This window comes from Pontibacter sp. YIM B11418 (assembly GCF_059278805.1).
On the sequence record NZ_JCAEMH010000001.1, the window covers coordinates 933202 to 945584 of the forward strand.

General features: G+C 51.7%; 9 protein-coding genes and 1 pseudogene. 5 read left to right on the forward strand and 5 right to left on the reverse strand.

Features of this window, described 5'->3' with window-relative positions; translation table 11 throughout:
* Positions 1-79: 79 nt before the first annotated feature.
* The 3 genes from AC4QZR_RS04280 to AC4QZR_RS04290 form a co-directional block, all read right to left on the reverse strand.
* Positions 80-2317 carry a S9 family peptidase gene (locus AC4QZR_RS04280; RefSeq protein WP_494479774.1) on the reverse strand — a complete coding sequence of 746 codons (2238 nt, stop codon included), beginning with the start codon at positions 2315-2317 and terminating at the stop codon, positions 80-82.
* Between the two features lie 162 nt (positions 2318-2479).
* Positions 2480-3982 carry an OmpP1/FadL family transporter gene (locus AC4QZR_RS04285; protein WP_494479775.1) on the reverse strand — a complete coding sequence of 501 codons (1503 nt, stop codon included), beginning with the start codon at positions 3980-3982 and terminating at the stop codon, positions 2480-2482.
* Positions 3983-3999: 17 nt separating this feature from the next.
* Positions 4000-5259, reverse strand: a complete 1260-nt coding sequence (locus tag AC4QZR_RS04290) for a hypothetical protein (RefSeq protein ID WP_494479776.1) — start codon at positions 5257-5259, stop codon at positions 4000-4002.
* Between the two features lie 185 nt (positions 5260-5444).
* Between AC4QZR_RS04290 and proS the strand changes: the two genes are divergently transcribed.
* The 3 genes from proS (at position 5445) to floA (ending at position 8602) form a co-directional block, all read left to right on the forward strand.
* Positions 5445-6923 carry a proline--tRNA ligase gene (gene proS, locus AC4QZR_RS04295; protein WP_494479777.1) on the forward strand — a complete coding sequence of 493 codons (1479 nt, stop codon included), beginning with the start codon at positions 5445-5447 and terminating at the stop codon, positions 6921-6923.
* A gap of 209 nt (positions 6924-7132) precedes the next feature.
* Positions 7133-7606, forward strand: coding sequence for an NfeD family protein (locus AC4QZR_RS04300; RefSeq protein ID WP_494479778.1), 474 nt, complete (start codon positions 7133-7135; stop codon positions 7604-7606).
* A 9-nt stretch (positions 7607-7615) separates the two neighbouring features.
* Complete coding sequence (gene floA, locus AC4QZR_RS04305; RefSeq protein ID WP_220627511.1) at positions 7616-8602, forward strand: flotillin-like protein FloA; 987 nt, start codon at positions 7616-7618, stop codon at positions 8600-8602.
* Between the two features lie 308 nt (positions 8603-8910).
* On the opposite strand, the gene AC4QZR_RS04310 is transcribed toward floA, so the two are convergent.
* Positions 8911-9747, reverse strand: coding sequence for a hypothetical protein (locus AC4QZR_RS04310; RefSeq protein WP_494479779.1), 837 nt, complete (start codon positions 9745-9747; stop codon positions 8911-8913).
* A 98-nt stretch (positions 9748-9845) separates the two neighbouring features.
* On the opposite strand from AC4QZR_RS04310, the gene AC4QZR_RS04315 reads away from it, so the two are divergent.
* Together AC4QZR_RS04315 and chrA are read left to right on the forward strand one after the other, a co-directional pair.
* On the forward strand, positions 9846-10829 hold the full coding sequence (locus AC4QZR_RS04315) for an isopenicillin N synthase family dioxygenase (RefSeq protein WP_494479780.1): 984 nt from the start codon (positions 9846-9848) through the stop codon (positions 10827-10829).
* Between the two features lie 65 nt (positions 10830-10894).
* Positions 10895-12064: a chromate efflux transporter gene (gene chrA, locus AC4QZR_RS04320; RefSeq protein ID WP_494479781.1), complete on the forward strand. Its 1170-nt coding sequence runs from the start codon at positions 10895-10897 to the stop codon at positions 12062-12064.
* A 93-nt stretch (positions 12065-12157) separates the two neighbouring features.
* Here chrA and AC4QZR_RS04325 read toward each other — a convergent pair.
* Positions 12158-12383: pseudogene (locus AC4QZR_RS04325) on the reverse strand (glucose-1-phosphate thymidylyltransferase); the annotation flags it as partial.

Consider the following 12383-nt stretch of genomic DNA (forward strand, 5'->3'; position numbering starts at 1 on the left):
TACTGACGGGCCTTTTCGTTTAGGTATAGGTTTTATCTTTTGGTCTTTGTCAAAAAGTCCTCTGTCAAATAATTATACCTTATTGATTCTGCGACTCTGTGGTCGGGTTAATCAGGTTGCGCTCCAGGAAGTCGGTCATCATGGTGAAGCGGTGCAGGCTCGTAACGCCGCCACCCACGCCGTGGTTACGGTTCGGGTAGAAGAAGCTCTCGAACTGCTTGTTGGCGCTGATCAGGGCGTCCTGCATTTCCACCGCGTTCTGGAAGTGCACGTTGTCGTCGCCGGTACCGTGGATCAGCAACAGCTTGCCCTGCAGTTTGTCGGCGAAGAACAGCGGTGAGTTATCGTCGTAACCCGATGCGTTCTCCTGCGGTGTTTTCAGGTAGCGCTCGGTATAGATCGTGTCGTAATAGCGCCAGTTTGTAACCGGAGCCACAGATATACCTGCTGCAAACACGCCATTTCCTTTCGTCAGACCAAGCAAAGTCATGTAGCCACCGTAGCTGTGACCCCAGATGCCGATGCGGTTTTTGTCTACGTACGACTGGTTGCCCAACCACTTGGCTGCTTCAATCTGATCCTCAATTTCGTACTTGCCAAGGTTTGCATAAGTCACTTTCTTGAACTCAGCACCCCGGGCACCTGTACCACGATTATCCACGCTCACCACAATAACGCCCTTGTTGGCCAGCACCTGGTACCACAGGTAGTTTGCACCCCCCCAGCTGTTGTTCACCGTCTGCGAGCCCGGACCACCGTACACAAACATCAGCACCGGGTATTTCTTGTTCGGATCAAAATCAGTTGGTTTGATCATCCAGCCATTCAACTGCGTGCCATCCTGAGTCTTCATAGTAAAGAACTCTTGCTTGGCAACATCATACTGTGCCAGCGTGTTTTTCAGCTTCTGGTTGTCCTCCAGCACTTTCACCAGTTTGCCGTCTTTGGCCGTGTGCAGGCTTACTGTAGGCACCTCGTTGGCAGCTGACTGATAGTCGAGGAAGTATTTGAAGTCGTTGCTCATGTTTACGCGGTGCGTACCGGCTTTCTCCGTCAGGCGGGTTTTCTTTTTGCCTTTGCTGTTGATGCTGTACAGGTGGCGCTCCAGCGGAGACACTTCCGTAGACATGTAGAACAAGCGGTCGTTCTTCTCGTCGTAACCGATGTAGCTGCTCATTTCCCAGTTGCCCTTCGTGATCTGGCGCACCAGCTTACCGTTCATGTTGTGCAGGTATAGGTGGTTGAAGCCGTCCTTTTCAGAAGAGTGAATGAAGTGCTTGCCGTCTTTCAGGTAGGTCAGGTCGTCGGTGATGTCGATGTAGGCTTTGTCTGTCTCTTTCAGCACCACGTTGGTTTTGCCGGTTGTGGCGTTGGCATGCAGGATTTCCAGCGTGTTCTGCAGGCGGTTCATCTTCTGGATCGAGAGCAGGTTGCTGTCGTTGGTCCACTTGATGCGCGGGATGTAGATGTCGGTTTCGTTGCCAGTCTCCATCTTCACGGTTTGGCCATTGCCCACGTTATACACCGATACAGTTATGATAGAGTTGGCCTCACCGGCTTTCGGATATTTGAATTTGTTGTCCTGCGGGTATAGCTCGCCCCACATCTGCATGTTGAACTCCGGCACGTTGGTCTCGTCGAAGGTATAGAAGGCGATCTTAGAGCCGTCTGGTGACCAGTGGAAGCCCTGCGCAAACGAGAATTCCTCTTCGTATACCCAATCGGCGTAACCGTTGATGATGGAGTTGAACTTACCGGTGTTGGTGATTTGTGTTTCCTTCATGTTGGTAAGGTCCACGAAGAACATATTGCCTTCGCGTGCAAAAGCTACACGCTTGGCATCTGGAGAGAATGTAGCGTAAAGCTGCTTGCCGCCGTTGCTCAGCTTGGTCAGTTTCTTCGAGGCAATGTCATACACATAAAACTCGGCCTTGGAAGAGCGGCGGTAGATTTGCTCGCGCTCGGTAGAGAACAGCACCTTCTTCTCATCAGAGCTAAAGGTATAGCCATCGAATTTGATCGGCTTGTCGCTGCCCTCAGGCTTCAGGTCCTCGCCCTCGATGATGGTATTCACCGGCTGGCCCGTAGTCACGTCGTAGCGTACAATGTCGTTCACGCCGTTTTTCTCGTCGGCCACCTGTGAGCTGTAGTAGCGGCCGTCGTTCATCCAGTTGACGCCGTACACCGATTTAGCCGAGAAGGTGCCCTTCTGGTAGATGTCCTCCAGCGTGACTTCTTTCTTCTGCTGCGCTTGCGCCACAAAAGCGAAGCAAAGGAGCACCACAGCCAGAAAATTGGTTTTAAGGTTGATATGCATGTGTATTGGGGTTGTTAACGTTTAGTTTGCTAATTTATCAGAATAATGTGGTATTGCCATACCTTGCTGCCAAAACCATACCGCACACAGGTATAGCCCAACAAAAAAGCGGCATCCCTTTCGGAATCTGCCGCCTTTCTGAAAACAGGAAAAAAATCTTGCTTAGAAGTTATAGCCAAAAGTCACCATAACGGTGTTGAGCTTGTCTTCGATATCTACCACCGGCACAAATACGGTCGGGTCGTTAAAGTTATAGGGGCTGTACAGGCTGTTAGCCGTTGAACTGGTGAAGGCCACGTCAGCATAGTACTTGTTCAGGCGTATACCTGTGCCCAGCGTAAAAGTGTTTATTTTGCCGTCGAAATCAGCATTTTTATAGGGGTCGCCGGTTATGGCGTAACCCGCTCTGAAACGGAACACCTCGTAACGTCCTTCCGCCCCCAGCTTAAAGTTAAGCGCTGACTGGTAGTTGCCGGAAATGCGGTCGTTCACGCTGTTAAAATAGCTGCTGTTACCCCCAAAGTCATCAGCTTCGGAGTAGCGGGCATTGGAGTAGTTCACATACTCAAGGTCGGCTGCTATAAAGCCATACTTCTGCAGGAAAAAAGCCACACCACCCGACGCACGGAACGGTGTGGTCAACTTATAGGAGAATTCGCCCGGCAGCTCTGCCGCACTGTAATTCTCTCCCGGTAAAAACTGGCTATACATCGAGCGCTGGTACGTCTCATCGAAATTATACAGCGTCGGTGTTTGAACAGAAGCCCCCAGTCGGATAACATCAGAAGGGCGGAAGATCATACCCAGCTTCAGGTTGACGCCCGTGCCGCGCGTTCTGAACTCGTCACGCAACTCCAGACTGGTAAAATCAGAATTAGCACTGGCCTCGGCCTCTCTATAAATCCGCTCCTGTCTGAAGTCTGAGGTAACCACGCCAAGCGAAGCACCCAGGTATACTTTGTCACGGTAGCTGGTGCCTCCGGCTATGTCAATCTGGTTTTGAGAACCCCTCCTGATAATTTCTTCGGTTTGGTTGATCTCGCCTTCGCGATAGGTAGGTATAGCAAAGCCGTCTTCGTCGAAATCAAACAAAAAAGTGCCGTAGGCCAGGCCTTCCATGGTCGTGAAACCATTGTCGAACTCATTATCCAGATCGGTTTGCGTGCGGCCACGCAGGTTTGCCAGTTCGGTGAAGTACTCAACTATAGTTGGGTCTTGTCCGCCGGCTGTGTTGCGGTAAGAGGTTCTGTTGTTGAAGTTATTGAGCCTGCTGAAGCTGATACCAAAATTTACGCCACGCCAGTCACTGTCCTCCTTGGCCTGCCAGTCGGCAAACACAAAGCCGATATGGGGCACAGCCACGTTGTTGCGTTCATCATTCGTTGAGATGCCACCCACTCGCCCTGTTGAGCTGGAAAAGCTGAGGCCTGGGGTGATGCTGAATTCCGACCGTCTGAACATTCCAAGACCGGCTGGGTTGGAGGCCATGGTAGACACATCTGCTCCGAGTGCCGTTTGTGCTCCTCCTATACCTTGAATACGTGCAGATCCGGTGATTCCGTAACGGGTGTAGCGCAGGGCATCTACCTCGTTCTGGGCAAAGGCGGTTCCGCCCCAGCCCAGCATAAGTGCCAGGCTGGCGGAAACTATCTTAGTGATTTTCATGGATGAGTGGTTAGTGGTTAGTTTCCTCCTCTATTTCCACGGCCACCGCCGCTGGAGTTAGTTCGTGCCGGAGGGCTTGATGTACCAGAGTTTCTGGATGGTGGCGAGTAGCTCGGCTGGGAACGCTGCACCGGCTCACTACGCTGGTAACTTGGTTGAGAACGTTGCACCGGCTGGCTGCGCTGGTAGCTTGGCTGCGAGCGTTGTACTGGCTCACGCTGAATCTGCTGACGCTGCACTGGCTGCTGCTGTATTCTTTCCTGCCGTTGTGTAGGCTGCTGTATACGCTGCTGGCGCTCCCGTGGCTGCGTAGCTGGCGACACATACTGTTCTCTTGACTGATTTATGCGCTGCACAGGCTGCTGACGCGATGGTCTCACCTGACCGCTCTGCGGATCGTAACCACGGTTGGTAGTTGCTGGTCTGGCTGGCAAAGTACGGCCGGAGTTTTCTCCTGCTTTGATCTCCTGGGTTCTTGAATTCGAATTTCCGTTGGCACGCTCTGTTCTGCTTGGGCGGGCATAGTCTGCACCTTGTGTGCGCTGCTCGTTGCTGACTGCTTCTGATCGGTTTGGCCGGCCAGTTACACGCTCGGGATTGCCGGTTGCCGGCACAACGCTGCGCTCGCCCCGCGGTCCGTACTGCACCTGACGCTGCTGCACCACTACCGGACGGTCATAGATAAAGCGGTTTCCGCCATAGTAGCCTCGGTTATACCCATTATAGTAGCCTGCATAGTAGTTATTGTATGGCCAGTACCTGTTACCCCAGAATGGATCATACATACCATAGTGGTGTCCCCAGCGATTCCAGCCAGAGCCCCAGCCCATACCCAAACCGATACTCACGTGCAAGCCGCTTCTTCTGTGCATGAACGGATCATACATGTAAGGATCGTAGAAAGGGTCATAATAGTAAGGATCGTAATACGGACTTACACTGCGGTGAACGTAAGAGGATGTCCAGTACGGGTCCACATAGGCGTAGTTCGGATTATTCCAGGTTGCCTGTGGGCGATAGGTGCGTCCGTCGTAATACTCGTCGGCGGCATAGTTCTGCGTGACATCACCAGTGGCGGCCTGTTGGTTTTCCTCGGCAGAAGCATACTGCTGCTGTTGGGGAGCCTGAGCCTGAGGCTGCACATATTCGGTACGGTCTGATGAGCTGTAATACATATCATCATACTCCGTCGACTGCATAGCTACCGGGCTGCTGCAACCAACCGCGAAAAGTGCAATCACAGGGGCTATTGCGGTGTATATGTTTATTTTTTTCATGGCCTTCTGTGTTTCTAAAATGCTTCTATATCAAAGATATAAACACAATAGCGCAAAACCTTATCAATAGTATAATATATTAACGTAATTTTGGGCCGGAATGATTTTAAATCTTCTTTATGTGGAGAGCAATATTCATTCCAAAAAGATTTACAATTAGAGATATACAATAAATAATTTTAAAAATGAGTAAAGGGCTGCCAAAAAGAAGCGAAGACTACTCCTTATGGTATAACGAACTGGTGAAAAAAGCCGGTCTGGCGGAGAACTCCTCCGTTCGCGGCTGTATGGTTATCAAGCCGTACGGATTCGCCATCTGGGAAAAAATGCAACGTCAGCTAGACGATATGTTCAAGGCTACGGGCCATGAAAATGCGTACTTCCCGCTGTTTGTGCCTAAGAGCTTATTTGAGGCCGAGGAGCAGAACGCTGAAGGCTTTGCCAAGGAGTGCGCCGTAGTAACGCACTATCGTTTGCAATCAGACCCTGACAAGCCCGGAAAACTGCGCGTGGACCCGAATGCCAAACTTGAAGAAGAACTGATTGTTCGACCAACTTCTGAGGCCGTGATCTGGGACACTTACAAAGGCTGGATCCAGAGCTACCGCGACCTGCCATTGCTCATAAACCAGTGGGCAAACGTAGTGCGGTGGGAAATGCGTACGCGTCTGTTTCTGCGCACGACGGAATTCCTTTGGCAGGAGGGCCATACTGCCCATGCTACTGCTGAGGAGGCTATTGCTGAAACCAAGCAGATGCTGGAGGTATACGCCACCTTTGCTGAGCAATACATTGCCCTGCCGGTTATCCGTGGGGTAAAAACACCAAACGAGCGTTTCGCCGGCGCCCTCGACACCTACTGCATCGAAGGTTTGATGCAGGATGGCAAGGCTTTGCAGGCAGGAACTTCTCACTTCCTGGGCCAAAACTTTGCAAAGGCCTTTGATGTGAAGTTCGCCACCAAAGAGGGTGGACTGGAATACGTGTGGGGCACTTCGTGGGGTGTGAGCACACGCCTGATGGGTGCGCTTGTCATGGCTCACTCTGATGATGAGGGATTAGTACTTCCTCCAAAACTGGCTCCTATCCAGGTTGTGATTGTGCCGATCTACAAAGGCGAAGAGCAACTGGCCCAGATCAGCGAGAAAGTAGAGCAGCTCCGAAAAGAACTGATGGCAAATGGCATCAGCGTGAAGTTCGACAACCGCGACACCGAGCGTCCTGGCTTTAAGTTTGCCGAATGGGAGCTGAAAGGAGTGCCGGTGCGCATCGCCATTGGCGCCCGCGACCTGGAGAACGGCACGGCCGAAGTCGCCCGCCGCGACACCAAAGAGAAGAGCACCCAGCAATTCGACAGCCTGGCAACCTACATCCCCGCCCTGCTCGACGAAATTCAGGAGAACATCTACAACCGCGCGCTGAACTACCGGGAGGAACACACCACCAAAGTAGACAGCTACGAGGAGTTCAAGCAGGTGCTCGACACCAAAGGCGGTTTTGTGCTGGCACACTGGGATGGCACACCGGAGACCGAAGAACGCATTAAGGAGGAAACCAAAGCTACAATCCGCTGCATAGCCTTGGATACGCCGGCAGAAGACGGTGTGGACATAGTTACAGGAAAGCCATCGAAACAGAGGGTGTACTTTGCTAAGGCTTACTAATTGTTGATTAATATTGGCTGATTGTTTTCAACTGCTGAATACAAAGAGCGTCGCTTTCCAGACAGGGAGGCGACGCTTTTACTTTCTGGCCAGTCCTGATTTCACCCGCTGCTACGCCATACATACTTCCCTTTGCTATCGGTGTCCAACAATTAACAATCAACAATTATCAATTATTTGCTATATTTACCTAAACCAACTCCTAAACTATGCTCATAGACTGGCTTACAGTAGTGCTGCTTATTGGCATCGGCCTTGTCCTGATCGTGGTGGAGCTCATATTCGTGCCGGGCATCACCATTGTGGGCGTTCTGGGCGTTATACTGGTAGGTGTGGGCGTCTGGATCAGCTATGCTGCCTTGGGTACAGAAACAGGGCATCTCGTATTAGCAGGCTCAATTATAGCCGGGGCGCTAACGCTCTTCTATAGCTTCAGGTCGGACGCCTGGTCGCGGTTTGCGCTCAAAGACAGCAATAAAAGCCGGGTGAACGAAGAAAACCCCCACTTGCTGGAGGTAGGCCAAGAAGGCATAACTGTATCGGCACTGCGCCCACAGGGCACGGCCATTTTTAAGGAGCGGCGTCACGAAGTGCAGTCAACCGGCACCTTTCTGCCACCCAATACGCCCGTGCGCATCATCAAAATAGTAGCGAATAAAATCACAGTAGAAGCAATTACCTAAAACAACTCAATGGAAAATTTTTCACTCTTATTCCTCATTGCGGGCGGCATCATCCTGCTGTTCATCTTCTTATACTTTGTTCCCATCAGTCTTTGGATTACGGCACTGTTCTCTGGCGTTAAAGTAGGCCTGCTGGAGCTGGTGTTCATGCGCATCCGCAAGGTGCCGCCAAGCCTTATCGTCAACTCCATGATCAATGCCACCAAGGCAGGTATAGACGTGACCACTACCGAGCTCGAGACCCACTACTTGGCAGGTGGCAACGTACCCAATGTTATCCGGGCACTTATCTCAGCTGACAAAGCCAATATTCCGCTTTCCTTTAAGCAGGCCACAGCCATTGACCTGGCAGGCCGTGACGTGTTTGAGGCCGTGACAACTTCTGTAAATCCGAAAGTGATCAATACGCCAAACGTAGCCGCTGTTGCGCAGGATGGTATTCAGCTCATCGCCAAAGCCCGTGTAACGGTGCGTGCTAACATTATGCAACTGGTAGGTGGTGCCGGTGAGGAGACGATTCTGGCTCGTGTGGGTGAGGGTATCGTGACATCCATCGGTTCATCTGCATCGCACAAGAGCGTGCTGGAAAACCCTGATATGATTTCGAAACTAGTGCTACAGAAAGGCCTCGATGCAGGCACGGCTTATGAAATCCTGTCTATTGATATTGCCGACATTGACGTAGGAGAGAACATCGGTGCTAAGCTGCAGATAGACCAGGCAGGCGCCGACCTGAAAGTAGCCGAGGCAAAAGCTGAAGAGCGACGCGCCATGGCTGTTGCCGTGGAGCAGGAAATGAAAGCCAAGGCACAGGAAGCACGCGCCTCCGTAATTGCAGCCGAAGTAGAGATTCCGCAGGCCATCGCAGCGGCCTTCCGTAGCGGTAATCTCGGCATCATGGACTACTACAAGATGCAGAACATTCAGTCAGACACTGATATGCGCAACTCCATCGCCAACCCAAGTCAGGGCGGGCCAAACAAGCCAAAAGAGTAAATATTTAGCACACATAACAACAGCGGCTATACCTACATCAGGTATAGCCGCTGTTGTTTTTGGCCAATTCAGACAGATTTTTGTGCTTTCTGTTGGCTCCTGCTACCGAGCGGCACCCGATTACCAAACTCTAAGGAGCGGTGTTACAGGTAACAATAGACTATAGCAGATGGTAGTGTATGATGGCGCATTCAGAGCAGCTTAGCTATACCTGTACTCATACATACCTATACCTGCTAAAAGACAAAAGCCCGCAGCGCTTATGGCTACGGGCTTTTGTCCGTTTATACTTTACACTATTATAAGTCTTAGCTTTCTTTCAAAGTGATCGTGCGCGTTACCGTGTTGTAAGGGCCAGGTATAACAGCACCGGCATTGTTGATCAGCTCCAGCTTGATGGTAGTTTCGCCCATTGGCAAACCTTCGATGATGTGTGGCATCCACTTGTCAAGGATGAACTCGTTACCATTGATCGTCGCACGCACCTTGTTGCCAGTAATCGACAGGTCGGTGTTCACCAGGTAGAAGTCCAGCATAATACGGCGGGTGTCGCTGCCTACGTACTCGCCTTTCGGACGGCTATAGAACATGTGCTGCCCCTCCATGTCGAAGTCCATGCGCTGCTGCGGACGGCCCACTGTCACCATACGCAGGTCGTAGGCGCCTTTGTGCTTCAGGCTTTCGTGGTATGAGCGCGATATGAATGAAAGCACTACGTGCTCACCCTCTTCCATCTCTTTCGTGAAGGAAGTCTCGTAGTGGGCCGTGTAAGGCTCGTTGTCAACGATGTTGTGAATGTGCTGTCCCTCCTTTGAGTTAGCCATCAACTCCGAGTTGGAGTGAGGCGTCATGCGCGTGAGCTGGAAGTTAGACAGTTCGTATACAAACTCAACCGGGCCAGGCTGTACTACGCCGTTCTCTGGGGGAGTATTCAGTCGCAGCTGGGACTCCGGGTATTTCTGCGAATCGTCGAAAGCGAACACACGCAATCCGCCTTTGCTCATCACGGCTCCCGTCGGGGTCGGTCCTGTGGTGGTTGCCATCACCGGGGTGCGTGTTTCATCATCCTGCATCTGGCGTGTGGTGTCGCAGGAAGCAAAAGCCAGCATAAGGGCCGAAGCAAAGAGTAAGTAGGTTTTTTTCATCTAGAGGGGGTTTGAATTAGCAAATTGCCAATATACTGTTTTTATTTGTATATTGCGCACTACGTAATATTAACGTAAAAGTATACAAAAAAGACTATATGAGCGAGATTTTGTTTGATGAAGTTCCTTCATTGGACCTGGCTGATTTTACATCGGGGGATGAGGGGCGCAGAACGCGTTTTGTGCAGGAGTTGGGAAACGCTTATCAGAACATTGGCTTTATCGCCTTGAAAAACCACGGCCTGAGCGATGACCTGACGGAAAGACTCTACGCAGCCGTGAAGAAATTTTTTGCTTTGCCGGATGAGGTGAAGCAGAAGTACGAGAATCCGGAACTGGCCGGCCAGCGAGGCTATGTGGGTAAGGGGAAAGAGAAGGCCAAGGGTTTCAACACCGGTGACCTGAAAGAGTTCTATCACGTGGGCCAGGAACTGAGCGGTATACCTGACAACGACCCGATCAAAGAGGAATATCCGGAGAACATCTGGCCAGCCGAAGTAGCAGAACTGAAAGAGACTACGCTGGAGGCTTACACGAAGCTGGAGGCAGCCGGCAAGCAGGTACTGCGCGCCATCGCCATCCACCTGGGCTTAGAAGAAACTTATTTCGATGACAAAGTGAAGTATGGCAACAGCATTCTGCGCCCGATCCATTACTTCCCGATCGAAAACCCGGACAGTGTACCGGCTGATGCAGTGCGTGCCGCAGAGCACGGCGACATTAACCTGATCACGCTCCTGATGGGTGCCAGTGCTGACGGTCTGCAGGTACTGCGCCGCGATGGCAAGTGGATTCCGATAACGGCGCTGCCAGAGCAAGTGGTAGTGAACGTGGGTGATATGCTGGCCCGCCTGACCAACAACAAGCTAAAGTCAACGATCCACCGTGTGGTAAACCCGCCGCGTGAGCTGATGCATACTTCCCGCTACTCTATTCCGTTCTTCATGCACCCCCGTTCCGAAATGGACCTGACCTGCCTGGAGAGCTGCATAGACGAGCAGAACCCAAAAGCCTATCCGGATGCTACTGCAGGCGAATACCTGAACGAGCGCCTGGTAGAACTAGGACTTAAGAAAGCTTAACTGAACTGAAACCAGTAAGAAGAGAGATGGTGCCCGCACTGTCTCTCTTTTTTTGAACCTACGGCATGAGTCTGCGCTACTACATCTTCCTGAAAGACGTACTATTGCTCGCCCTGACCTCGTTCGGCGGACCGCAGGCGCATATCGCTTTGATGCTCCGGCTGCTGGTGAACAAGCGCCGCTATTTAACGGAGCAGGAACTCATCGAACTCAATGCCCTTTGCCAGATATTGCCTGGCCCTACCTCCACGCAAACCCTCACAGCTATTGGCTATCGCATCGGCGGACCCAACCTGGCTTACCTGACCCTACTGGTATGGTTGCTGCCTGCCTCCTGCATAATGGCTGCCGCGGCACTGGGCATTTCCTACATGCAGAAAAATAACATCTCGCTTGATTTTTTGCGCTTTATACAGCCCATGGCGGTTGGTTTTGTATCCTATGCGGCCTATGCTATTAGCTCCAAAGTAGTCAACACCAAGCTGGCCATTGGAATTATGGTGGTCTCAGGTATACTGGCCTATTTTTTCCATTCTCCCTGGGTATACCCGTTGCTCCTGATTTCCGGTGGGGCTATCACGGCGCTCCGCTTCAGACAGCATCCGCAGGAGAAGGACAAAAAACTCCGCATACAGTGGGCGAATTTTATACTCTATGTGGGGGTGCTAATCGTGGCCGCCGTGCTGGGTGGGGCTACCTCGTCCCTTCCAATCAGACTCTTCGAGAACTTTTACCGGAACGGCAGCCTGGTATTTGGGGGCGGACAAGTACTCATCCCCCTGATGTTCACCGAGTTTGTCGACTTTAAAAAATATCTGACAGGTGAAGAGTTTCTGTCCGGATTTGCGGTGGCGCAGGCCCTTCCCGGGCCGGTTTTTTCCTTCTGCGCTTTTATCGGGAACCTGGCTATGCGGGAACACGGGGTATGGGGGCAGTTACTGGGCTCACTAGTCGCTACGGTCGGCATTTTCCTGCCCGGCACCTTCCTGATATTCTTTGTAATACGCTTCTGGGACGATCTGAAGAAATACAGGGTCGTACGAGCGTCGCTGGAAGGTATAAATGCCGTCAGTTCAGGTATGGTGGTAGCGGCAGCTATTATGCTTTACCATCCCATCGATAATACCCCGCTCAATTTCGGCATTGTAGTGGCCACCTTTTGTGTGCTTCTTTTCACCCGTATACCTGCGCCCATCATTATCCTGGTAGGCTTTGCGCTGGGTTTTATATTTTAACGCTCGCTATACCTGTATTCAGGCTATACCTAAAGAAAAAGCTGCCCATGCAATTACACAGGCAGCTTTCCTGTTAAAATGGTTGAGCTATACCTACCGTATTGTTTTTTCTTTCATGATGCGAAGCAAATACTCACCATAGCCACTTTTTCGCAATGGCTCGGCTGCGGCCTTTAGCTGCTCGTCTGCGATGAAGCCCATGCGCCAGGCCACCTCCTCGATGCAGCCGATCTTGAGCCCCTGCCGCTCCTCGATCACCTGTACAAACGTGGCCGCCTGCATCAGCGATGCTACTGTGCCCGTATCGAGCCAGGCCGTG

Coding starts and splice junctions, on each gene's coding strand:
- AC4QZR_RS04300 (WP_494479778.1), top strand. CDS start 7,133: ATGCTCATAGACTGGCTTACAGTAGTGCTGCTTATTGGCATCGGCCTT.
- proS (WP_494479777.1), top strand. CDS start 5,445: ATGAGTAAAGGGCTGCCAAAAAGAAGCGAAGACTACTCCTTATGGTAT.
- AC4QZR_RS04290 (WP_494479776.1), bottom strand. CDS start 5,259: ATGAAAAAAATAAACATATACACCGCAATAGCCCCTGTGATTGCACTT.
- AC4QZR_RS04310 (WP_494479779.1), bottom strand. CDS start 9,747: ATGAAAAAAACCTACTTACTCTTTGCTTCGGCCCTTATGCTGGCTTTT.
- AC4QZR_RS04280 (WP_494479774.1), bottom strand. CDS start 2,317: ATGCATATCAACCTTAAAACCAATTTTCTGGCTGTGGTGCTCCTTTGC.
- AC4QZR_RS04315 (WP_494479780.1), top strand. CDS start 9,846: ATGAGCGAGATTTTGTTTGATGAAGTTCCTTCATTGGACCTGGCTGAT.
- floA (WP_220627511.1), top strand. CDS start 7,616: ATGGAAAATTTTTCACTCTTATTCCTCATTGCGGGCGGCATCATCCTG.
- chrA (WP_494479781.1), top strand. CDS start 10,895: ATGAGTCTGCGCTACTACATCTTCCTGAAAGACGTACTATTGCTCGCC.
- AC4QZR_RS04285 (WP_494479775.1), bottom strand. CDS start 3,982: ATGAAAATCACTAAGATAGTTTCCGCCAGCCTGGCACTTATGCTGGGC.